This is a genomic window from Prevotella aff. ruminicola Tc2-24, assembly GCF_900110895.1.
Classification (GTDB): domain Bacteria; phylum Bacteroidota; class Bacteroidia; order Bacteroidales; family Bacteroidaceae; genus Prevotella.
In genome coordinates, this window is record NZ_FOIQ01000005.1 from 252,705 (window position 1) to 276,668 (window position 23,964).

Consider the following 23,964-nt stretch of genomic DNA (forward strand, 5'->3'; position numbering starts at 1 on the left):
AATTTTACATGCTAACTTTTTAATTTATCGACATGGAACAGAAAAGATACGGTCATTTCGATGACCAGCACCGTGAGTATGTCATCACAGACCCACAGACACCCTGGCCCTGGATCAACTACCTGGGCAATGAGGATTTCTTCTCGCTGATATCCAACACCGCAGGTGGTTACAGCTTCTATAAAGACGCTAAGTTCCGCCGTATCACGCGCTATCGTTACAACAATGTCCCCATGGATAATGGCGGCCGTTATTTTTATATCAAGGACGGCGACACCGTGTGGAACCCCGGCTGGAAACCCTGCAAGACCCCGCTCGACTTCTACGAGTGCCGTCACGGCATGAGCTACACCCGCATCACTGGTCGTAAGAACGGTGTCGAGGCCAGCGTGCTCTTCTTCGTGCCCCTGAAGAAATGGGCCGAGGTACAGAAGCTCACGCTCACCAACCAGAGCGACGAGGTGAAGCAGCTGAAGCTCTTCTCGTTCGAGGAGTGGTGCCTGTGGAACGCCGCTACCGACATGGAGAACTTCCAGCGCAACTTCTCCACTGGCGAGGTGGAGATCGAGGGTAGCACCATCTACCACAAGACCGAATACAGAGAGCGCCGCAACCACTATGCGTTCTATCATGTCAACAGTCCCATCCAGGGTTTCGATACCGACCGTGAGACCTTCATCGGCCTCTACAACGAGTTTGCCGACCCGCAGGTGGTGACGGAGGGTAAGCCCCGTAACTCGCATGCCCACGGCTGGAGCCCCATCGCCTCACACTATATCGAGATCACCCTCAAGCCAGGCGAGACGAAAGACCTCGTGTTCCTCCTCGGCTATGTCGAGAACGAGCAGGACCAGAAATTCGCTGCCCCACAGGTGATCAACAAGGAGAAGGCCCACGCCCTCATCGCTGAGCTCGACACCACCGAGAAGGTCGACAAGGCCTTTGCCGAACTCTGCGACTACTGGGACAAGCTGCTTAACATCTATCAGGTGAAGACAGCCAACGACAAGCTCGACCGCATGGTGAACATCTGGAACCAGTACCAGTGCATGGTCACCTTCAACTTCTCCCGCTCGGCCTCGTTCTTCGAGAGCGGCATCGGCCGTGGCATGGGCTTCCGCGACTCCAACCAGGACCTCGTGGGCTTTGTCCACCAGATCCCCTCACGCGCCCGTCAGCGCATCATCGACATCGCCTCGACCCAGTTCCCCGATGGCGGCTGCTACCACCAGTACCAGCCCCTCACCAAGCGTGGTAACAACGATATCGGCGGCGGCTTCAACGACGACCCCTGCTGGCTCATCTTCGGCACCATCGCCTATATCAAGGAGTCGGGCGACTTCTCCATCCTCGACGAGATGGTACCTTTCGACAACCAGCCAGGCTCAGAGGTCACCCTCTTCGAGCACCTCAAGATATCCATGGACCACGTCATCAAGAACCTCGGTCCCCACATGCTGCCGTTGATTGGTCGTGCCGACTGGAACGACTGCCTCAACCTGAACTGCTTCTCATGGGATCCCAACGAGTCGTTCCAGACCACGGAGAATGTCTCCGAAGGCACCAAGGCCGAGTCGCTGATGATCGCCGGCCTCTTCGTCGTCACAGGCAAGGACTACGTGGCCCTCTGTCAGAAGCTTGGCAAGACCGCCGAGGCAGAGCGCATGCAGCAGGCCGTCGACGCCATGATCGAGGCCGTGAAGAAACACGGCTGGGACGGCGAGTGGTACCTCCGTGCCTACGACTTCTACGGCCGTAAAATCGGCTCCAACGAGTGCGAGGAAGGTAAGATCTTCATCGAGTCGCAGGGCTGGTGCACGATGGCCGAGATCGGCGCCGACGACGGGATGGTCGCCAAGTCGCTCGACTCCTGTAAGAAGTACCTCGAGTGCGAGCACGGCATGGTGCTCAACAACCCCGCCTTCACCAAGTATATCTACGAATACGGAGAGATCAGCTCATACCCCGAGGGCTACAAGGAGAACGCAGGTATCTTCTGCCACAACAATCCCTGGGTCATCATCGGCGAGTGTATCGCAGGCCGAGGCAACGACGCCTGGAGCCACTATGCCAAGATCCTCCCCTCGTATGTCGAGGAGAAATACCAGACCCTGCATAAGGTAGAGCCCTATGTCAACTGCCAGATGGTTGCCGGCAAGGACGCCTTCCGTCCTGGCGAGGGTAAGAACTCATGGCTCACGGGAACAGCCGCCTGGATGTGGTACACCGTCTCCGAGTTCATCCTCGGCATCAAGCCCGACTACGACGGCATCCGTATCGACCCCTGTCTGCCAGAGACCGCCAGCGACTACACCGTCAGCCGTAAGTTCCGTGAGGCCGACTACGAGATCACCATCCACCCCAACGGTTCACAGAAGGGTGTGAAGCAGATCGTGCTCGACGGTCAGGCCATCGACGGCACCGTCATCCCCTACTCCAAGGGCCACCACGTCGTAGAGGTCACGATGTAGTTTATTAGGAACTTTATTAGGAGCACAATAGTTTAGGGGCAGTTTTTAGCTGCCCCTAAATCCGTTCTTACACTTACATCCCCCTCACGCAACTTGTCGTGCCGAGTGCCATCGTTAAGTCACCTCGCCACCCTCCGCCGCAGGACGTTCCTTCCTACGGAAGTAAACAAAATTTATCAGGTGCTCGGCCGACCCTGAACGCCCCGCTTTCAGGGCGTTTCAGCGCCCTCGGAGTTTCCTCCAGGGAAAGTCGGATTCTCCTCCGACGAAACTCCCGTTTTGCTCCGAGCAAAACGTGCCGTTGCAGGGAGCCTTCCGTAGCCTTGCCTTCGGAAGTGCCGATTTTGTAAAATTATTCTGTCAATAATCGCTTTGTTGAAGCAGTCTTGCCCCTGAAAAACGTTGAATCAAAAATTGGACAATTGGACAATTGGACAAAAAGTTTTTTCTTTGTCGAAGTCAAGACAAAGAAAGAAATATTAATATATATATTATATTAATTATATTATATATTATAATATATAATATAATTAAATTATTGCCATTAGTACCGTCGATTCCAATCGAATTTAAGTTTTGTCCAATTGTCCAATTGTCCAATCACCGCGCCAAGTATCCAAACGCCACGCCAATGATCTCACTCTTCGAAACATGCTTTTTCAAAAAAATTACAAGTCATCGTCACCTACATGGATGCCCCCCAAAAACTCTCCCAGATGATGACTTAATTGGACAATTGGACAAAATATTTTTCAACGTTTTCAGGGCAAGACATATGCCCTTATGGTCAAGGTCTAGAACGGCACATGCACTTACTATTATCGTTACTCCATTGCCCATTTTTTTCCTACATTATTTCCCGAATCACTGTTACATGAATTCCTTGTTTGTCTCATCTCTTATGTCACGATTCCATCGCGCACTTAGCCACCGTGAGAACTACGTTTTCCGTAGGGCCAGTTTCCACTTGTACATACATCTAAATTGTTCTGCTCCAAATAGTAGCTTGTAATCTGCTTTTTTCCTCTTTCATCGTCCCATTATTGTATTGTTTCTGTGTATGCCGCCACCAATTCTATATGATTCTCTCAAGCCCTCTCATACTAAGACAAAGTTTTATATAGACAGCATATTATGATAGAATGGCTTCAACCATTCATTAACTTGCGCTTGATGTTCCAGTGCCAACAACTCTTCTTCCTGAATTTGAGTTAGTTCTGGAATCCCGAAATGCATAATATATCTTTTTTCCAAAGAGAAATACCCTCCACTATATGGTTTACTGGTCTTTGTAATATAGTACCAAAAAATATCTGACTTCAATATCTTTTGGATTATGACCAACTGCCTGTGATCTTTTGCAAATATGGCATATCCGTCATAATACAATAACGAATCATCTTCGCAGTATACAAAGCAAGCACTATCGCAAATATGTGGGAACAATAATCTCTCGCCGTTAATATTTAAGGCCTGAGATCTTCCAAAGGCATACCATTTTGGATATTTCTTATGACCTTTATCTCGTTTTGCTAGTGCACTTTGTTTCCCTTTTAAATAAGAATATGCGCATGGATAATTCTTTTGAAAGTTTTCATCCTCCATTATGCAAACCTTACCATTGTTTAAATAATAAGGAAATATTATGTATTCAACGAGTAAATCAAGATCTTCTTCTAGTCTTAAGAGGTTAGCTTTAACTGCTTTCCTACATATTGATTTTTCCACCTTAAACTCTTGTCCTTCCTTTTCAAAATAAAAATATCGAAAATCTTGTCGGTTTGGCTTAATTACGTAAATATCATTCCTTAAAGTCGCAAACCCATTTTTTATACTTACAACCTCTCCTAATGGTTTACCAACTTTTTCAATGGCCCTAATTCTATCAGACGTATTTTTATCTTTAAGTATCCAGCCCTTCTTATCGTTTAGTTCTTTATATTCAATGGCCTCAAAAACCTCATTATTAATATTGTTTAGTCTTTTACTACTTGTTTCAACATAATGTATGAGCCCTGTATTACGTTTTTCTATCAGGCAGACACACGTATATGTTGAGCATCCTCTAAACAACTGTTCACTACCAAAATCAACGATAGTTATATCATATCCATTTCTTGAGAGATAGAACCTAAATGCGCTCCCGTTTAAACTTCTATAAAAGGTATTTACAGTTATATATCCCAATATTCCGCCATGTGTCAGGCAATCAATCCCCAACTGAAAGAAAGGTAAATATAAATCAGCTTTACCTGTTTGGGACACTTCCCAAGTTTGGGAATAAATCCTATTCTCTTCAGAAAGTTTTGAAGAAGCAACATAGGGCGGATTGCTCATTACTACATCTATTCCTCCATGATGTTTTACTACGGGAACTTCCGTAAACTCATTGCTGAGAGAATTCTGGCAATATAAATTAAAATCGTTTTCCACAAGGTCTTCGCCATTTTGTAAGGCATATAATGCAAGCAGCAACTTAGTCCTTTCAATGCTAAATTCTTTTATATCTACACCAAGGATGTTATCACGGATAAAAGCTCCTATCAACAGTTTTGGATTATTATCCTTAATCTGCTCTATCAGAGTATAGAAAAAACCACCACAGCCGCAAGATAAGTCTGCATAAAGCATACTCGTCCATTGTGACATATCATATCTCGCAAGAATACTCTTGACAATAAAAATGCGGATAAATGCTGGAGTGTAAACGGCCCCATTAACCTCTTTATCTGCTGGTGAAATCACATACTCGAATAACTCAACCAATGACTCTGTATTAAAACAGGGGGAGCTTTTGATTAGTCTTACAAACTTGATCAGATTATTCTCTTCTGCGGGTAATAAATACTTAGTTAACAAATTGTCTTTTCCTACAGCCAGGCCGTGAGACACGGCAAATCCGCTGACTATCAGACTATTAATATAGAATGTACTCTTATCCTCTATTTTTCTGAAGAATGAGAGTATTTCCTGATTTACAGTACGAGATACGGGCATAAATCCTTGTCGTATTTGGTTTTAGCACTGTCACCCCAAGGTAACTTGCATAGTGAACGTATATAAGGTTCTATAAAATGGTCAGCAGACTCTTTACACAGCCCCGCAAAATTAGGATCATCTTTAAGTGTATCGAAAGTATTCTTATCATAATTTGCAAACACAACCATCAGACCTAAAAACAGATCAACAGGATGATGCGCCAACCGAGGAATGTCCATGCTTAGAGTTTCTTTTCCTCCGATTATGCTTTCGTTCAGGAAATGCAAATGGTATAAGGGATGCATCTCATCATGCTTTAACAATTCGTTTTCTGTAGTTTTGTCTATGTGAAATCCTGTTTGATAAACATTATCAGGGTCTTGATTGTCGTTTTCTTGAATAGACACTTTAAAGCATAGATCCGTTATACAATCCTCATTCTTATCCCATAGCTGCGCATTACAAGTCATCTTAACAGAGACAAACATTTTTAACTTATTCGCAAGCGATCGTGGCTTTAGATGCATTGGAACTCCGGTAATTGGCAAATCCATGTCAGTCACCTCCACTGTCCATTCGACTCCGTTACTCCTTGTTCTGATGTCATCGGCAGCATCCGACAAGAAACGGATCCAAGGAGCATCCCCTAAAGCATTGCGTAAATAGTTGACAGCCTTGTCAAGTCTTGACGCTTGTCCTTGGATTATGTGTTTATAGTTCTTCGCCATTATTAATCTATCGCTTCTAAATCTGCCTCATATCGTTCACTCTCCGACGGCATCAATTCAAAGCCTTCGGGGAGTCCATTATCTATGGTGTCAAAAGACACGTAGCGCTGCTCCTGCCAAGCCTTTATTCCAGCTTCTTCTTGTAGGACATATCCTTCATTGGCATCGAGTGGCTTTTTGGTTACTGCATCTATCGTCCAGAAATAAGTGCTTTTACAATGCCCTTGTGGATGATAAGCAACCAGACCTCTTGCAGCCTCATCGTTTTCTTGCAATGTAGCAACACGCTGCATGGCTGTCATTGACATCGGACTCTTACCTTTTGTTAATTCTTTGAATATATTAATCACTTCCCTACTCCAATAAAGCTTTTTCAAGCCAGCAAATACTCCTTTGTATTGCGCCTTTTCAAAACGAGCATTTATAAAGGTTTCCCATTCTTTTCCAGATTTTACTATGTCCACACCCATTCGCGCTGCAAGCATGGGTTCGTCAATGAGTTGACCTGGATGTTCAAACAAGTCATGCAACACTAAGGCAGCAAACCTACTAACATTAAATGATTCTGGTTTTACAAAGGGAGCCAGGAAACTGGTATTCCCATCTATTCTTTCATTCTGCAATATATTTTGAAGGTTTTTATCTTTATCCTCAGTTAGTCTTGCATACTCTTCCGCCAAAATTTCAAGTTGCTCAGCAAATGATTCCCATGGAATCTCGCCATTTCTTTCCAAAACCATGTCAAACAAATCATGGCTGGTAATGTCAGCAGCATAATGAGCGCATTGAAGGTCATTGGATAACAGTACTATAGGCTTATGGGGTTTCTCTTCCTCAACAGCGTAAGAGCGGAGCCACTGGGCAAGGCTCGTTGCTGAAAACTTAGTGCTATTTGGGCCTGTACCATTCAGTTTCAAATCTAACAGATACCCATCAATTTTATCCCAGTCTGCCTTCAACTTTTCTGTTAGGACATCAAATACCCGAAATCCTTTCAACTTCAGGGCTTCTACTTCTACCTTTTTTGAGACATTAATACCATCAGCTACAGCCTGTATAGTCTTTTCATCCTCGTCATCAATATAATAATACTTTTTCATTTGTTTGCTGGTATAGAAATTTTGAATGTTGTTTTATATCCTTCTACGGGGTCAACGACCTCAATTGTGCCGTTATAGCTATTGAGAATATCCCTAATTATTGTTAGGCCTAAACCTGTACCAGTATATGAATCATCTCCTCTACCAACGGGTTCAGATGTTGTAAAGAATGCGTTGAATACATTCTCTCGATCTTCTTCTGGGATTCCTTTTCCATTATCGGAGAATTCTAAATACACTTTTTCCGCATCTTTCCAGCTCTTTATATACATTTTCTTGTCTTCTGTATCTTTTAACGCTTTCTTTGCATTGGTATAAAGATTGAAAAGAATAGACATCCATTCTGAAGGATGCATCGGAACTGTTTTCAGGCCAAATCCCAAATATTCTGGTTCTGGCAACGAAATATCAGCTCTTCCTAGGTCATTTTGTATACTTAAATAGAAAGCATTAACCTGCTCTTTAACATTAATCGGTATTAACTCCCTTATTACATTTCGTGATATCGTCCTATCAAAATATGAAGTATAAGCTTTAAATGATTTTAATCTCTCCTTCATCTCATTGATAGTCGTTTGCAAGCTATCATCTTGATTAATTCTGTGTTTTAGTACTTCTATATCTGCGGAGAACGCAGGTTCAAAACGGTTTATCTCATGAATAAACTCACCAATTACCAAACCTGTCCCAGCCAAGACACGTAGCATATTATTTTCATCAATCAACTTTTGTTGATCCTCTTTTTCTTCTCGGCGACCTACAACAATAGTTTCGATGAGTTCTTTTGCCTGCGAGTAAAAACTATTATTATCTTCTCCTCTTACTTCTGAGTCGCCTTCTTTTGGAGCGTTCTCAACAATGTGCTTCAACTCATCAATAGCAGCATCCACTCTAATAGTAGAGTTTCTTTTCTTCCAGTCTTTTTGGTTTGCAGTTCCTTTCCTTCCGCGAAGATCAGCCACCTTCAAGACCATCTTTGTTATTGCTCTATATAGATAATCAACCAACTCATCATAGGCTTGGTTTTGAATAAGTCCTTCACGGCTAGATGTTTCTTTCAAAATCTCAGCCCCTTCATTATCTATCTCTGCCAGACCAAAGAAACTTATGTTTTGATGAGGTGCAATAATCGTTTGTTTTCTTGCAGATTCGTCAAGCCCAATCCAATCATCTCCTTTCTCTCCATATGGAAGGACGCGGAATCCTTTACGATATAATCTAACACCTCCTTGTTCTTCTGCAATAGCTCTGATTTCACTTCTCTTTTGCCCAGACAAAAGGGAATTCTCATAAATAAAGTAATACACACGTGCACTGACACCACGTATGAACTCCATTTTCGTATTCTCCTCCTCGGGAACTTTGCCTAGTAACGATTCTTGATAATAATCAAATTTTTCACATCTCATTTTCCAGTGCGCTTGCCCATCCTTGTCTATATACGTATCCATGACAGCCAGCGCGAACTGGGTTATTTCTGAGACTTCATCAACTATTTTGTAATCTTCTGCCACTTCATCACGATAGAAGTAGGTTTTAAAACCAGGATCCTCATCATTACTAATGGTCTGTGATAAAGGGAATGGCTGAAGCAATGTTGACACGCTACGGTAAATCTTTTTCACGTAGGAATCTGACCAGCTATCCCTCAATTCATCAATTTGAAGCAGAGTCCCTTGCTCTTTTGTTTTTTCAACTATTTCAATTCTATTATCGATTGTGTTCAAATACTTATCAGATTCAAAGTCCTTCCAATGTATTGTTACTTTTAAAGCTGTTTCTGATTCCTTCGTCTGAGTAATAATCGTCAATCTTTTGCCCAGACGTTGAGTCGCAAAACGTCCTATTCCTTTACGCCCTGCTCTAGTACGTTTGTAAACTGGCGATATTGGGTTATGAATCTTGTCCGCAGAAGATAATCTCATAAAACCATCTATCAACTGCTCCTTGGTCATACCCAAACCGTTATCGTCAACCAACAGTGTCCCCCCGATAGACCAGGCATTTTTAAATACAACATTTACTGTAGTAGCATCTGCATCATATGCATTCTTAATAAGCTCAGCAACCGCAGTTTCGCGTTTTCCAACAAGTTCTTCGCCTAGCCTGCTAATAATGCCTGCATCAACAGTAAAGCGCACTTTTTCGCTATCAAACTTTGCAAGTTCATTTGATAACTCTATTACCTTACCGTAATCTACAGGTGTCTGCGAAAGCAACACTTGTATTCTTTCTTTTATTTCTTGCTCCGTATACATAAGAATAATTGATCTATCGGTTGGTTTTTTAATATCTGTTTTTAATTCATCAGCCACTTCCACACCGGCACCACAGGTATTCCCTCTTCCGTACCCTCCTCATCATACGTAATCAGCAGGCACTTCCAGTCGTCGTGAGCCTTGGCATACTTCACCAGTGGTGGCACCTCCCTGTTGTAAGTGGTCTCATCCTTGATGCTGTAGGATACCTGTATGGCCAGTTTCTCGTCAGGCACGATGAAGTCTATCTCCTTCTCCGCGTTCAGGAAATACACATTCTTCTTGCCAAATCGCCTGCACAGCTCCACCGCCACCATGTTCTCCAGTAGCGACGTCTCAGAGTTCATCAAGAACAGGTTCAGAAGTCCGTTGTCAACGAAGTAGTATTTCTTCTGTGTCTCCTTCTCAGTCAGCTTGCCCACTTCGTTCTCCATGGGCAGTATCAGCCAGCTGTCAGCAGCATAATCCGCATAGTCTATCGTAGTAGGCACACTGATGGGCGACCCCGTTGCCACTATCACGTTCCTCAGCCTGTTATACGACAGTGGCTGCTTTACGCTTTCCCCCATCTTCTTGATCAGGATGTTCAGCACCCTGTCGTTCTTGATGTTGTTTCGGGCACAGATGTCACCCAAATATATCTTCTGATACAGGCTCGACAGCATGGCCCGCTTATTCTTAAACGACAATATCTCTGGCAGACCGCCGTAATAGAAGTACTCATTCAGATGCCGCTTCACCTCACTCCTTTGGAAAGTGTCATACTCCCAATGTTCCTTCAACTCCACCTGCTGAGCTGCCAGATACTCTTTGAACGAATATGGGTACGCATCGAGAATAAAGAACCGACCGCCAAGCGTAGTTGCCACCTCCTTGCTCAGCATTTTCGCATTGCTGCCAGTTACATAGACTCTGTATTTCGCATCAGTCAACCTCCGCACAAACTTATCCCAATGCGGAATGTTCTGCACCTCATCCAAAAACACCACCGGCTTCTTACCATAAAGTTCCAGATGAGCCTCCAGCAGACTGTTGAAGTCTTCCGTCTGGAATTCCGCCAGACGCTCATCCTCAAAGTCCACAAACAGTATCTCGTCCCATCCCTTTCCTGCTGCCTGTAGCTGACGCACGCGCTGATACAGCAGGTACGACTTACCCGCATGTCTCACGCCAACTATCACATAGTTTCCATTCTCTTCAAAGTCTACGGGACGGTTCACAATCACCGCCTCATCTACCTCGCGTTGCTTACTAATCAGGCATTGTTTGATGACATCTATACTGATACTCATATAAATTATATTTTATAAGAATCATGCAATTTTATTAAGTTTGGTTTGCAAATATAGGTATTTTCTATAAAACAAGATTGATAAACTCCGAGTTTTTGCAATGTTTTCACACTTTTTATCACATATCATGGATTTTTACCTTCAAAGTGAAACCTCTCAGAATTATTCTTGTCCAAAAATAGCCGTATCATTCTCACATAATTTTAGAATCTAATGTTACTTTGTAAAACGATCATTTTTCATAATAGATAATATTCAACATGCTTTATTCCCGTTTACGAATGTTAAATCCGTTAAATCTTACTCTCCAAGACCATGTCTTTAGATACTCCAAATCACTTTTCTACCGTTTAAGACGTAAGTCATTGATTATCAATGTTTAAAACGTTCTCTGGTTGAAGACTGACAAGTATGTAAAAGACGACAAGGAGCAGGGATGTTTCAAGAAACTCGCCCAAATGTTGAATTGATTGGACAATTGGACAAAAACTTTTTATTCAACGTATATCAGGGCAAACCTAATAGTACATGATTCCGAGGATGTAGTAATGTGGACTCTTGGGGGAGATGTCGGAGATCGTACCACAACAGCGGGTTACCTTGTACTCCGCATCATACCAGAACGAGGAATAATATACAAGTGGTATGAAGGTTTCTTTCTCTAAGGGCGTTGTGGGTTCGGAGGGATCCGACCGATATGAGTAGATGTATTTGTTTTCGCTCTCCCAATAGAGTTGCCTTAGCTTTAGACTCCAGGTGGCTTGAATCGTATTCTCCCAACTGAAGAAGGTCAGGGCTAAAGAGTCTGTTTCTGAAGGGAGAAAACCCATAACCAGCTTATCACCTCTTGTCTCAAAAGAATAAGGGAATAGGCGTCGATGGGAACCCTCGACTTCTTTCCCGTCGACAAACTCTCTAACGTTAACTGACACATTCTTGCCTTTTAACGCACTGACATCAAAGCTGTATGCCTGATAGCCTTTGGCATTAAGCATCGGGATGTAGTCGTTGAAGGTGGTCTCGATCTTCTTGATCTCCTGTGCCTGTCCCATCACAGCTACGAGGGTGAGAAGGAAGGTGATGATGGTTTTCTTGTTCATAGTTGTTTCTATTGTCAATACCTTTTGTTGCTTTTTAATGATCGTGTTAATGTGTATCACGCGCGGTGAGGTACTGCAAATATACGAAGAGTTAGGGATATTTTGTTGGATTGCTTATAAATGTTTTTGTTTATTAACGTTATTGGGGGCGTAAAAAAAATGGGGCGCTCGCTGGCGCCCCTGGACTTAGTAAAGAATAACGACATTGCGAGTCGCTGAAAAGATTTATTATGGTGTTTCTGTTTTCATCGTCTTCTGGGAATACATCCAGTCGAAGAACTGCTCGATGAGACTGATGATCTTCTGGTTGGGAACGGGTATGAGGGTGGCCTCGCCGTTGCCGAACTGCATGACACTCTTCGCACTGGGATCGGGCGTGAAGGCGGGCCACTGGGGCAGTCCGTCGCCGTTGGGGTTGAGGTTAGTGGCGAAGTTCACCCAGTACTGCTGCATGAGGTCGGAAACTTTCTTCTCTTGCGGATGGCTCTCGGCCTCGTTGTCGAAGGCGCCGCCCAGGTAGAGGATATCGTCGGCATGGGCGGGACCACGCAACTTGCCTCTTCCGATGAGGGTGCGGTCTGACTGCTGGGTGAGGTAGGCATAGAAGACGGGACTATGGCCTGTCTTGGTCTGCAGCCTTGCCCACAGATCCGTGGGCGCCCCGAAGCTGAAATCACGCATCAGGTCGCGCAAGCTGAAGAGGGCCTGCTCGTCGTTCTCGGCGGGACAATAGGCCAGCACGCTATCGAGATACTGCGGAGGCACGATACTGAGCTCTTTCATATATTCTTCGACCGTGGTTTTCTCTACGAAAGCGGCACCTTCGTCGCTGTTGTACATGACGATGACGGGCACGTCGGCATACTCGCCACGCTGGTAGAGACCGTAGGGCTCGGTGGTGAGCACATAGTCGTCGAGGATGGGGGCACAGCCCTGGAAATCGACGCCTGTGCCTGTGAGCGACTGGGTATCCATCTGGCGCATCTCGGCGATGGACTTCTTGCCCAACTGGTTCTGGAACATCGTACCCATCTGCTCGGCTTGTTGCTGCGTCATACTTCCCATGGTCATGAAGTAGGCTCCGCTCTGAGCGATACAGGCGCGGAAGAGGCCCTTGGCGAGGGGTGAGGAACAGAGGACATGACAGCTCGCACTGCCTGCCGACTCACCGAAGATGGTGACCTTCGAGGGATCGCCACCGAAGTTCTTGATGTTTCGCTGGATCCACTGCAGGGCAAAGATCTGGTCGAGGATGCCATAGTTGCCGGAACGGCCGTCGGGCGATTCCTTGGAGAGCTCGGGATGGGCCAGGAAGCCGAGGGCGCCGGCACGATACTCGATGGACACGGCGACGACGCCACGACGGGCCAGGCTCTGCCACAGATCGGCTCCATAGTGTTCGGTGCGGAAACCGCCACCATGGATATAGACCATCACGGGCAGGGCCTCATCGACTGTCTTGGCGGGGGTGACGACACTGAGGTAGAGGCAGTCCTCGCTCATCATGTCGTAGCTCACATCGCCACGCTCGGGCTGCGGGGGCCACTTGGCCACCTCCTCGGCCTTCAGCACGCCCTGCCAGGGCTTGGCGGGCTGTGGGGCCTTCCAGCGCAGATCGCCCACTGGGGGTGCCGCAAAGGGGATCGCCTTGTAAACTGCGAGGTTGCCTTCGAGCACACCCTCCAGATCGCCTGTCTCAACATGGGTCTTCAGTAGCGGCTGGGCTTGCAGGGTCATCACGCCCAACAGTCCGCATACTGCAATGAATAGTTTTATCTTCATGATTCTAATGGCCAACGCTCGGATTACGGTTTGATGGTTCGCTGACTGCGTATCCAATCGAAGAAACGCTCAAAGAAAGCGATATTCTCCTGGTTGGGAACGGGGACGAGGGTGGCACCATTATTGAACTGCATGACGCTCTTCGCTGTGGGGTCGAGCGTGAAGGCTGGCCACTGGGGCAGACCGTCACCGTTGGGGTTGAGGTTGGTGGCGAAGTTCACCCAGTACTGCTGCATGATGTCGGACACTTTCTTCTCGGCGGGGTACTTCTCTGCTTCCTTGTCGAAAGCACCTCTCAGGTAGAGGAAATCATCGGCATGGGCGGCACCACGGCGGTTGCCCTTGGCATAGACGGTACGGTCGGACTTCTGGGCAAGGTAGGCGTAATAGACGGGACTCTTTCCTGTCTCTGTCTGCAGCTTAGCCCACAGATCCGTGGGAGCACCGAAATTAAGGTCACGTATCAGGTCGCGGAAGGCGAAGAGCGCCTGCTCATTGTTCTCGGCAGGATAGTAGATGGAGAAAATGCTGTCCACATACTGCTCGGGAACACCGGTAAGCTGCGCCTTATACTCATCGACGGTGATGCTATCGGTGGCAACGGCACCCTCGTCGCTGTTGTACATGACGATCACGGGCACATCGGCATACTCGCCACGCTGGTAGAGATCGTAGAGCTCGGCTGTGAGCACATAACCGTCGAAGATAGGTGTACAGGCCTGGAAGTTGACGCCCGTGCCTGTGAGCGACTTGGTGTCCATCTCTCGCATCTCGGCGATCGATTTCTTGCCCAACTGATTCTGGAACATCGCACCCATCATCTCGGCCTGCTGACGGGGAACAGCCCCTGTGGGTGAGAAGAAGGTACCGCTCTGGGCGATACAGGCACGGAAAAGGCCCTTGGCAAGGGGTGAGGCACAGAGGATGTTACAGCACATGCCACCTGCCGACTCACCGAAGATGGTGACCTTCGAGGGGTCGCCGCCGAAGTTCTTGATGTTACGCTGGATCCACTGCAGGGCAAAGATCTGGTCGAGAATGCCGTAGTTGCCAGAAAGACCATTGGGCGACTCCTTCGAGAGCTCGGGATGAGCCAGGAAGCCGAGGGCGCCGGATCGAAACTCGATGGCTACGGTGACAACACCACGACGGGCCAGACTCTGCCAGAGTTCTGCACCATAGTGCTCGGTCTGAAAACCGCCACCATGGATAAAGACCATCACGGGCAGGGCCTCATCGACTGTCTTGGCGGGGGTGACGACACTGAGGTAGAGGCAGTCCTCGCTCATCATGTCGTAGTTCACATCGCCTCGCTCGGGCTGCGGGGGCCACTTGGCCACAGCCTCGGCCTTCAGCACGCCCTGCCAGGGCTTGGCGGGTTGTGGAGCCTTCCAGCGCAGCTCGCCTACGGGAGGTGCCGCAAAGGGAATGGCTTTGTAAACTGCGAGGTCGCCTTCGAGCACGCCCTCTAGATCGCCTGTCTCAACATGGGTCTTCAGTAGCGGCTGGGCTTGCAGGGTCATCGCGCCCAACAGTCCGCATACTGCAATGAATAGCTTTATCTTCATATCTATAAACAATAAAAAAAGTCTCGTTTATCTATTAGACAGACGAGACTCATGTAAACTAACCCCGAAGTGGTGATTTTTAAGATTATTTCACAGATGGATGTTGATGTCGATGCCGACCTGGATGGGGTTAGCCTTTTGAGCGAAGTGGTGAAGACCGCCAGCTGCGCTCGAAGAGATAGCAAATGTATTATAATGTGTGTTTGTGATGTTACGACCCCAGAGGCTGACGACCACAGGACCGAAGTCGTAGTCGGCATGGGCGCCCATGAGGGCATAGAACTTCTGACTATAGGTGTTGGCCTCGTCCCACCAGATCTTACCCTGACCGTTCATGTTGGCACCAAGGGTGAGTGGTCCGATATGCCAGTCGAGCATGGCACTGGCGGTGTGCTGGGGTACGAAGGGCACGTAGTTGTCAGAGTAATCATAAATATATGATCGATCCATCGTATGAATGCCTTTAGGCGTCATGTCGTCGATATATTCATCGAACTTGGCGTTGGTGAAGGCATAGGTAAGGCCCCAGTCGAGGGTATTGGCGAAGGCACGTCCACGCAGGGTGGCCTCGATGCCGCAGGAGTGGCTCTTACCCGCGTTGACCATGACACGACCGTAGTTTGAGCCTGGCACCATGACGGACAACTGCTGGTTGCAGATCTGCATGTAATACAGGGCGAGATCGAAATGGGTGCTGCCACCAAAGAGGTTCAGGTGGGTACCGATCTCGTAGTTCCACGACGTCTCGGGCTTGTAAGAGATGGTATTCTCGATGGCGTCATAGTCGGCTGCCGTATGTGCCACATCGTAGTCGCCACGCATGGCATCCTGCTGATGGGCATTGAGCTCGGTCTGGAGCACATCGCTGAACATCTGGATATTGTAGCCGCCAGCGCGATAGCCTTTCGACACTAGGGCATAGATATTGCCGATATGGTCGTCGAGACTATAGGTGAGGGCGAACTTAGGCAGCAGCTGGGTGTAGGTCTTCCGACGACTGTCCACCACGTGTGAGGTGAGGTGATAGGTGGCCTGACGCTCGGCGGTGCCGCCTGTCATGTTCATATAGGCAAGGGCATCGTACTCGATCTTCACCTTGTCGACATTGAAACGGAGACCAAGGGTGAGCTTGAGGCGGTCGCCCAGGAGGAGATTCGACTCGTGGAAGGCGGCAAAGTTCCTGGAGGAAGTCTTGAACGTCTCGGGGACGGCCATCTCGGCACTCATCGAGACACCCTCGATAGCCTTCTGGACAGCAGCCTGGGCTGCCGCCTCGGCTCGCTGGACAGCCACGGCCTCGGGCATGCCCTGTGCCATCATCTGCTCGAGCATCTGCTGATACATACGGGGGTACATAGAGCCCTGCATGGCACCACGCATGGCGTTGGTGATGGCATTGCTGATAGGCTGCGTGATGGCATCGCCGAAATAGACGGGGGCGTTGGTTTTGAGACACTGATGGGATACGAAGAGACCTGTGGTGTGCTGCCAACGACTGCGATTGTGTGAGCGGATGACGTACTCTTGTGTGAGGGCGTTCATCCTCTGACGCTGCTCAAGGCGCAGGAAGTCGGGCGTCATATAGTCCTGGTCCATCAGCATGAGATCCTGCAGGAACTGGTAGCTGGAGGTCGAGGTGAAGAGCAGGTCGCCCATATCGCGACTGAAGCTCATGCCCGTGGTCAGCATATTACGCTTGTAGCCGTTCATGATGGTGGTGGCTGGGTCTGCCACCTTGTTGTCGACGAGGTTGAGCTCACCATAGCCGAAGCCGTTCTGGTTGACGTACTGGTAATCGGCCGTCCAGTCGATCTTTGTTCTCTGGTTGGGAGCGAAGATCAGACGAAGCTTGCCACCAGCCTCGTCGGTGAGGTCGTTCTTCTGGTCGAAGTTCTGGTTGTTGACAAAGCCCTTCAGACCACTGTAGAAGCCTGCCACGGAGAAGGCGAGCTTGTCGCTGGGACGGTGGTAATGAGCCACCTCGACATTGCCATACAGGCCCGTGCCGAGGCCGAGTCTGATATCCGTACCCTGATAACTCATGGGGTTCTTGGAGTAGATACGCACCAGACCGCCCTCGGTGTTCTGTCCATAGAGCGAGCCCTGAGGACCACGCAGGATATCCACACGGTCGAGCATATAGAAGTGGTTGTTGAACGCGGCCTTCGACATGAGGGGGATGTTGTCGTAATACACGCCCACGGCAGGGTTGTTGATACGCGAGCCGATACCACGGATATACATCGACGAGGTGAGGCGCGAGCCATACGCCGGCATCACGAACGATGGCACATACTGTGAGAGTTGTGACAGATCGTTGACGTGGAGCTGCTGGAGCTGTTCGGCACCAAACACGTTTGAACTGAGGGGCTGCAGGCGCAGGCGCACCTGTTCCTTGGGTTGGGATACAATGACGACCTCGTCGAGGTCGACCACACGAGAAGAGTCTGTGAGTTCTTCGACGACCTCGGCCTGAGCACTCAGGACCGTCACAGTGAGAAGACCACAGAGAAATAGTTTTCTATTCATCATATTACTACTAATCATTGGTTGTGTTTTTTCTAACGCGTTGCAAAAGTACTATAATTCGGCGGATTATCCAATCCTCATTTATATGGATTTCATGATGATGCCGGGATTTACGGCAGAAGCACGCTCTCGACAGGGCGACGCTGCGAGTAGGGTGTCCGCTTGCCATAACCCACACGGATGAGTACCGTGGGATACTGAGAGCCGAGGCCGAGGGCGGTGGTCATGGTGAGAGCCAGGTCCTTCACCTCGTTGGGCTGGTTCATGTAGCCGATGGCGATGTTCATGGCTGTCATCCTGAGCAGATAGCGCTCGAGCGTCCGGCCCAAGGCCACCCACTGGGGGATGGTGTTGTCGGCCGTCGTAAACAGGACCAGATGCGACGCGGAGGCCACCTTCTTCCTGTCGCCCTTGTTCTGCTGTTTGGCATTGAGGAACATACCCATGACGGGTTGCGAGATGAAACGGGGCAGGTTGGGAGCACCGAACACCGCATAGCTCAGTCCGTCTTGCGTGTCGTCGGAGTGTCTCTTGTTGTAGCGCATCCAGTATTTCAGCTCAGTCAGGAACTGCTTGTCGTCCATCTGCCGACTGTTGCCGGCGAAAATCAGGTCGGCTATCATGTTGAACTCATGACTACCGTTCCTGAAGAAACGAACATCCACAGAGGGCTCTTTCTTGAGTGTCTGCAAGGTACTGACGCTGTCGGAAGGGATGATGGTGCCATCATACACCGTCCTGTTCGTCTGTCGCAGCACGATCTGCGGGAACAACGGTGATGGCGTGATGGTGGTATCACGCTGCAGGTTGATATGAATCACGCCGTCGTCGGCGACACTCACCTCTGAGCGATAGCCCTTGACACTGGCGGCGACGCAGAGGTTCTCCGTGGCACAGCCCAGACTGACGAAGAGCTCACGGTTGTCGGGGTCGACCACTGGCAGTGCCTTACCATAGTCGGGATAGATGTCGATACTATGATCGTTGATCTTGAACTTCCACGGTTGGGTGTTATGCCCTGAGGGGGCCTTAATGGCGTGTTCTATCATAAAGAGATAGTCTTCGTTCTGCGCTTTCGCTGGATTCATTACACTTGTCATCATGACTGCTAAAAATAATAATTGTTTTTTCATTGTTGTTTATTGTTTACCCATAAATCTATAATCTGATCAATACCTGCCGACAACTGTTGCCAGCCGTCGTCGCTGCAGAGGTCGATGCCGTTGTACACTTTGTTCTGCTCCTCGATCAGCGTCAGGTAGCTGATGGCCGCTGAGAGCAGGGTGGCCATGGCCGCCACCTCGGCAACAGGCGACTTGGTGAGGCGGCTGACCACACGAACCAGTTCGCAGCCGTTGGTCTCCCTACGGTCCCTAAGCAGGTTCACCACCTCGTTGTCGGCCGTCAGCTCCCAGCGGTGCAGTCGTTTCAGTACCATATCGCTGCGCAGCGTCGCTATCTGCTCATGGAACATCTGCTTCAGGCACGCCCCCACCCCTGAGATGTCGTGAAGGGGCAGTTCGGTGTTCACCCAATAGTCGTGCTGCAGGATATACTTGGCGATCAACTGGTCCATACCACCGAAATAGCGGTATATCAGCATCTTCGACACGCCTGCCTTCTGCGCCACGGCATTGATGCCCAACGACTCGAAACCGTCTGCCATGATCATGCTGCCTACGGCATCAAGGATCTTCTGTTCTGTTATTTCTCTGTCTTTCATCATGCAAAATAGTTATATGTTACCACTTGGTAACTGCAAAGGTATGTTACTTCTTGGTAACACGCAAGAAAACGGCAAGAAAACGGCAATTATTTACTGTTCGTTAACGGTTTTGATACCGAAAGGGCGCTATCGGGAACATGGGGTCTGGGAAGCTGAGTGGCAAGGAGGTACAGCCGACAATTCGGCAGAAGATTGCGACAATTTGTCGGCAATTGTTTCTCGGCACAAGTCTTGAAGGTTATCTATCGACAAGCGGTCCCCCAGGCGGTCCCTGAGCCTGTCCCCCCCATCGCGGTCCCTGAGCCTGTCGAAGGGAGAACCGCGTCCCCTACCCCCAGGGCGGTCCCTGAGCCTGTCGAAGGGACAAAGCCTATCGAAGGGCCCATAACGTAATGACAAACAATATAAGATAAAACAATAAAAAGGAGGTAAATATGACACTCGACAAATTTACAATCAAAGCACAAGAGGCTGTTCAGCAGGCAGTAAACACTGCCCAGATGAACGGTCAGCAGGTCATCGAACCTGTACATATCCTCAAGGGTATATTGGAGAAGGCGAAGGACGTGACGAACTTCATCTTCCAGAAACTCGGTGTGAACGCCCAACAGATCGAGATGCTCACAGAGCAGGAGATCAAACACCTGCCGAAGGTGCAGGGCGGACAACCGTATCTCTCTAATGATAGTAATAAGGTACTCGTGCGCGCACAGGAGACGGCCCAGAAAGGCGGTGACGAGTTCGTGAGCGTAGAACCGATCCTGTTGGCACTGCTGAGTGTGAGCTCCACAGCCGCACGCATCATGAAGGATGCTGGGTGCACGGAGAAGGAGATGACGAAAGCCATCCAGGAACTGCGCCAAGGTCAGAAGGTGCAGTCGCAATCGGCGGATGATAACTACCAGAGTCTGGAGAAGTACGCCAAGAACCTGGTGGACCTGGCCCGTCAGGGTAAGCTGGACCCCGTCATCGGACGAGACGACGAGATCCGTCGTGTGCTGCAGATCCTGTCAAGACGTACGAAGAACAACCCGATTCTGATCGGTGAGCCTGGTACAGGTAAAACGGCCATCGTGGAAGGACTGGCTGGCCGTATCGTGCGTGGCGACGTGCCAGAGAACCTGAAGGACAAGCAGCTCTACTCGCTCGACATGGGTGCGCTGGTGGCTGGCGCGAAGTACAAGGGTGAGTTTGAGGAACGTCTGAAGAGCGTAATCAACGAGGTAACCAAGGCCGAAGGGCGCATCATCTTGTTTATTGATGAGATCCACACGCTGGTAGGTGCCGGCGGTGGTGAGGGTGCGATGGATGCCGCCAACATCCTGAAGCCTGCCCTGGCCCGTGGCGAACTGCGTGCCATCGGTGCCACCACCCTGAACGAATATCAGAAGTACTTCGAGAAGGACAAGGCACTTGAGCGCCGATTCCAGACGGTGATGGTGGATGAGCCTGATGAGCTCTCGGCCATCTCTATCCTGCGTGGTCTGAAGGAGCGCTATGAGAACCATCACAAGGTACGTATACAGGATGATGCCTGTATCGCGGCCGTACAACTCTCTGAGCGTTATATCAGTGAGCGATTCCTGCCCGACAAGGCCATCGACCTGATGGACGAGGCTGCCGCCAAACTGCGCATGGAGCGCGACAGCGTGCCTGAGGAGCTCGACGAGATCACCCGTCGCCTGGCTCAGCTCGAGATTGAGCGTGAGGCCATCAAGCGCGAGGGTGACGAGCCTAAGATTGCCCAACTGGATAAGGATATTGCCGAACTGCGCGAACAGGAGACACAGTTCCGTGCCAAGTGGGAGGGTGAGCGACAGCTCATCAACAAGATTCAACAGGATAAACAGGAGATGGAGAACCTGAAGCTGGAGGCCGAGCGTGCCGAGCGCGAGGGCGACTATGGTAAGGTGGCAGAGATCCGCTACTCGAAGCTCAAGGGCCTCGAAGACGATATCAAGGCCATCCAGACACAGCTGGCCTCAGCACAGAACGGTGACTCACTGGTGCGTGAGGAGGTGACGGCCGACGATATCGCCGAGGTTGTGAGCCGTTGGACAGGTATCCCCGTGACGCGTATGATGCAGAGTGAGCGCGAGAAACTGCTCCATCTCGAAGAGGAGCTCCATAAGCGTGTGATTGGTCAGGAGGAGGCGATCACGGCTGTCTCGGATGCCGTGCGCCGTAGTCGTGCGGGATTGCAGGATCCCAAGCGTCCTATCGCCAGCTTTATCTTCCTCGGCACCACTGGTGTGGGTAAGACAGAACTCGCCAAGACACTGGCCGACTATCTGTTCAATGACGAGACGATGATGACCCGTATCGACATGAGCGAGTATCAGGAGAAGTACAGCGTGAGCCGACTGATTGGCGCACCTCCGGGATACGTAGGCTACGATGAGGGCGGTCAGCTGACAGAGGCCGTGCGCCGTAAGCCTTACTCCGTGGTGCTGTTCGACGAGATCGAGAAGGCTCATCCGGATGTGTTCAACATCCTGCTGCAGGTGCTCGACGACGGACGACTGACGGACAACAAGGGGCGCACCGCCAACTTCAAGAACACCATCATCATCATGACGTCGAACGCCACGCGAGAGCAGCTCAGAGCCACCATGCGCCCTGAGTTCCTGAACCGTATCGACGAGATCATCACCTTCACACCGCTCACCAAGGAGCAGATTGCCGACGTGGTACGCCTGCAGATGAAGAAGGTGACGGATATGCTGGCTCCTCAGGGCATTACCCTCGAGTGCACACCACAGGCCATCAACTACCTGGCTGAGCAGGGTTACGATCCCGACTATGGGGCTCGTCCTGTGAAGCGTGCTATCCAGCAGTACGTGCTCAACGACCTGTCGAAGAAGTTGCTTGCCGATGAGGTGGATCGTACCAAGCCTATCGTCATCGATGAGTTCGGAGAAGGACTGGTCTTCAGAAACTGAAAAAGGTAAGAAGCAAAAAGAAAAGCATTCGCCATCAGCGGATGCTTTCTTTTTTGCCTTTATGGATGTATATGCCTCGTCGCTGAGGTCGACCTTGGAGGCGACGCCCTTGGAGGTCGTACCAGTCTCCCTCTCCTTGGGAGAGCACGGGGGCAAGGTTCATCCCCGTCGTGACGACCTCGAAGGATATCCTGCCATCAGCAGACAGTTGGATATTGGTGAGCGGCAATGGCAGATCGGCACACTCGTGCACCTCGAGGGTATCTGTGAGCAAGGGATAGGGCGACGTACTGAGATGACGACGACAGAGGCGCTTCTCGGTATCGACATACGCCGTCAGTCCTTTGGCCTTCACATAGAGTTCCCATGCCTCATAGTCCATCCCATCGGCATGTAAGAGATCATACCGCTTGGGCGTATATGCGTTCACGGTATTATACCTCCACGCATTCTGGTCGAAATACACGTGTGCGATGAGAAGGCCCTTGCCTGGGAGGTACGAGTCCCACCCACTCTGCTGACGGTTCTCAAGCACATAGAACTCATCGCCCTGCTTCACTATCTTATAGGCCTTGCCCCCACGATCCACCGGCTTCAGGTCGGCGACCGTCATAGGTCCTGTGATCTCTTCGAATGTGAGCCATCCCAGGAGACTCCGCTCGAGGGCGGAATAGTTGGGTGGGCACCAGCCCCAGGCGGTGTAGTTTCCTCCATCCATGAGATCCCACTCGTCGACCTGCGAGAAATCGTCCCCGCTGGTAGGATAGATATCCGGCAGTCCCAGACAATGGGAATACTCGTGACAGAAAGTGCCGATGCCACAGGGATGACCGTTGAACCACATCTCGGCACTGATACTGAACTGTCTGACGTTCAGTTTCTCTGTGACCTTCTCATTAGAAAGCAAGGTGGTGTTAGGCCATACATATTTGGAGAAGGCACTACCTCCACCATTAGCACCATAGCCCGACATGATGAAGGCGATCTGCTCTATCGAGTTATCGCCGTCCCAGTCGTATGGCGAGAAGTCAACATGGAGCGAGTCGACGGCCTTCTTCAGGGCCTCCCTACAGGCATCCTCGGCATAGGAACGAATATTCTGAGCAGAATGACTCACCTTCACAGGACCAATGACATCGAACTGAGCGTTGAACTGTCCTCTGGACTGGTCGCGGAAATAGTCGGCGGCACATCCCACCCCACCACGTGTGTTGCTACTCGACACATTGAGCAACTCGTGGTAGTAGGTCTTGGGATCGCTCATGCTGAATGCCATATCGGCATACTGCACGAGGATGACAGCCTGACGATAGACGCGCAAGGGGTTCCAGTCCTGATAGAAAGGAGGCAGACCGCGCGTGGTGGCACGCTGCGCCATGCCCTCACCATGGACACAAGGAACACGCTCGAAGCACAAGCGCTCTTGTGCGCTGGAAGCCAAAGCCACTAGCAGCACAAGAGCGCCTATCGTCAGAAGTCTTCTCTTCAT

At 49.6% G+C, this 23,964-nt stretch carries 14 protein-coding genes; 2 read left to right on the forward strand and 12 right to left on the reverse strand.

What is annotated here, in order from left to right; all coding sequences use genetic code 11:
• Positions 1 to 32 precede the first annotated feature (32 nt).
• Entirely contained in the window at positions 33 to 2,471 is a 2,439-nt protein-coding gene (locus BMY63_RS10555) for a glycoside hydrolase family 94 protein (protein WP_091916597.1), read from the forward strand.
• A gap of 1,116 nt (positions 2,472 to 3,587) precedes the next feature.
• Here BMY63_RS10555 and BMY63_RS10560 read toward each other — a convergent pair.
• From BMY63_RS10560 to BMY63_RS10610, 11 genes are all read right to left on the reverse strand, one after another.
• Entirely contained in the window at positions 3,588 to 5,468 is a 1,881-nt protein-coding gene (locus tag BMY63_RS10560; protein WP_091916599.1) for an HsdM family class I SAM-dependent methyltransferase, read from the reverse strand.
• A complete protein-coding gene (locus BMY63_RS10565; protein WP_091916601.1) occupies positions 5,447 to 6,178 on the reverse strand; it encodes a hypothetical protein in 732 nt (243 codons plus the stop codon). Before BMY63_RS10565 ends, BMY63_RS10560 begins: the two co-directional genes overlap by 22 nt.
• 2 nt (positions 6,179 to 6,180) lie before the next feature.
• Entirely contained in the window at positions 6,181 to 7,278 is a 1,098-nt protein-coding gene (locus tag BMY63_RS10570) for a hypothetical protein (protein WP_091916603.1), read from the reverse strand.
• Positions 7,275 to 9,599 carry a sensor histidine kinase gene (locus tag BMY63_RS10575; protein ID WP_143065778.1) on the reverse strand — a complete coding sequence of 775 codons (2,325 nt, stop codon included), beginning with the start codon at positions 9,597 to 9,599 and terminating at the stop codon, positions 7,275 to 7,277. The genes BMY63_RS10570 and BMY63_RS10575 overlap by 4 nt, the downstream gene beginning before the upstream one ends.
• Positions 9,578 to 10,828 carry an ATP-binding protein gene (locus BMY63_RS10580; protein ID WP_091916607.1) on the reverse strand — a complete coding sequence of 417 codons (1,251 nt, stop codon included), beginning with the start codon at positions 10,826 to 10,828 and terminating at the stop codon, positions 9,578 to 9,580. The genes BMY63_RS10575 and BMY63_RS10580 overlap by 22 nt, the downstream gene beginning before the upstream one ends.
• Before the next feature lie 518 nt (positions 10,829 to 11,346).
• Positions 11,347 to 11,928, reverse strand: coding sequence for a DUF5041 domain-containing protein (locus tag BMY63_RS10585; protein ID WP_091916609.1), 582 nt, complete (start codon positions 11,926 to 11,928; stop codon positions 11,347 to 11,349).
• Between the two features lie 228 nt (positions 11,929 to 12,156).
• Complete coding sequence (locus tag BMY63_RS10590; RefSeq protein WP_256219001.1) at positions 12,157 to 13,710, reverse strand: carboxylesterase/lipase family protein; 1,554 nt, start codon at positions 13,708 to 13,710, stop codon at positions 12,157 to 12,159.
• Between the two features lie 23 nt (positions 13,711 to 13,733).
• Entirely contained in the window at positions 13,734 to 15,278 is a 1,545-nt protein-coding gene (locus BMY63_RS10595; protein ID WP_256219002.1) for a carboxylesterase/lipase family protein, read from the reverse strand.
• A gap of 90 nt (positions 15,279 to 15,368) precedes the next feature.
• Complete coding sequence (locus tag BMY63_RS10600; RefSeq protein WP_256219003.1) at positions 15,369 to 17,810, reverse strand: TonB-dependent receptor; 2,442 nt, start codon at positions 17,808 to 17,810, stop codon at positions 15,369 to 15,371.
• A gap of 107 nt (positions 17,811 to 17,917) precedes the next feature.
• The gene (locus BMY63_RS10605) at positions 17,918 to 18,895 is read right to left on the reverse strand and encodes an Acg family FMN-binding oxidoreductase (protein WP_091916615.1); all 978 of its coding nucleotides are present in this window, start codon (positions 18,893 to 18,895) and stop codon (positions 17,918 to 17,920) included.
• Positions 18,896 to 18,936: 41 nt separating this feature from the next.
• Positions 18,937 to 19,530 carry a TetR/AcrR family transcriptional regulator gene (locus tag BMY63_RS10610; protein WP_091901119.1) on the reverse strand — a complete coding sequence of 198 codons (594 nt, stop codon included), beginning with the start codon at positions 19,528 to 19,530 and terminating at the stop codon, positions 18,937 to 18,939.
• Between the two features lie 437 nt (positions 19,531 to 19,967).
• Between BMY63_RS10610 and clpB the strand changes: the two genes are divergently transcribed.
• Positions 19,968 to 22,475, forward strand: coding sequence for an ATP-dependent chaperone ClpB (gene clpB / locus BMY63_RS10620; RefSeq protein ID WP_091916619.1), 2,508 nt, complete (start codon positions 19,968 to 19,970; stop codon positions 22,473 to 22,475).
• 34 nt (positions 22,476 to 22,509) lie between these two features.
• Here the strand turns inward: clpB and BMY63_RS10625 are convergent, their stop codons facing one another.
• Positions 22,510 to 23,964, reverse strand: coding sequence for a M6 family metalloprotease domain-containing protein (locus BMY63_RS10625; protein ID WP_091916621.1), 1,455 nt, complete (start codon positions 23,962 to 23,964; stop codon positions 22,510 to 22,512).

What these genes read in the sequence shown, in the direction of transcription:
- BMY63_RS10555 (WP_091916597.1), top strand. Translation starts at nt 33, where the DNA reads ATGGAACAGAAAAGATACGGTCATTTCGATGACCAGCACCGTGAGTAT.
- BMY63_RS10560 (WP_091916599.1), bottom strand. Translation starts at nt 5,468, where the DNA reads ATGCCCGTATCTCGTACTGTAAATCAGGAAATACTCTCATTCTTCAGA.
- BMY63_RS10565 (WP_091916601.1), bottom strand. Translation starts at nt 6,178, where the DNA reads ATGGCGAAGAACTATAAACACATAATCCAAGGACAAGCGTCAAGACTT.
- BMY63_RS10570 (WP_091916603.1), bottom strand. Translation starts at nt 7,278, where the DNA reads ATGAAAAAGTATTATTATATTGATGACGAGGATGAAAAGACTATACAG.
- BMY63_RS10580 (WP_091916607.1), bottom strand. Translation starts at nt 10,828, where the DNA reads ATGAGTATCAGTATAGATGTCATCAAACAATGCCTGATTAGTAAGCAA.
- BMY63_RS10585 (WP_091916609.1), bottom strand. Translation starts at nt 11,928, where the DNA reads ATGAACAAGAAAACCATCATCACCTTCCTTCTCACCCTCGTAGCTGTG.
- BMY63_RS10590 (WP_256219001.1), bottom strand. Translation starts at nt 13,710, where the DNA reads ATGAAGATAAAACTATTCATTGCAGTATGCGGACTGTTGGGCGTGATG.
- BMY63_RS10595 (WP_256219002.1), bottom strand. Translation starts at nt 15,278, where the DNA reads ATGAAGATAAAGCTATTCATTGCAGTATGCGGACTGTTGGGCGCGATG.
- BMY63_RS10600 (WP_256219003.1), bottom strand. Translation starts at nt 17,810, where the DNA reads ATGATGAATAGAAAACTATTTCTCTGTGGTCTTCTCACTGTGACGGTC.
- BMY63_RS10605 (WP_091916615.1), bottom strand. Translation starts at nt 18,895, where the DNA reads ATGAATCCAGCGAAAGCGCAGAACGAAGACTATCTCTTTATGATAGAA.
- BMY63_RS10610 (WP_091901119.1), bottom strand. Translation starts at nt 19,530, where the DNA reads ATGAAAGACAGAGAAATAACAGAACAGAAGATCCTTGATGCCGTAGGC.
- clpB (WP_091916619.1), top strand. Translation starts at nt 19,968, where the DNA reads ATGACACTCGACAAATTTACAATCAAAGCACAAGAGGCTGTTCAGCAG.
- BMY63_RS10625 (WP_091916621.1), bottom strand. Translation starts at nt 23,964, where the DNA reads ATGAAGAGAAGACTTCTGACGATAGGCGCTCTTGTGCTGCTAGTGGCT.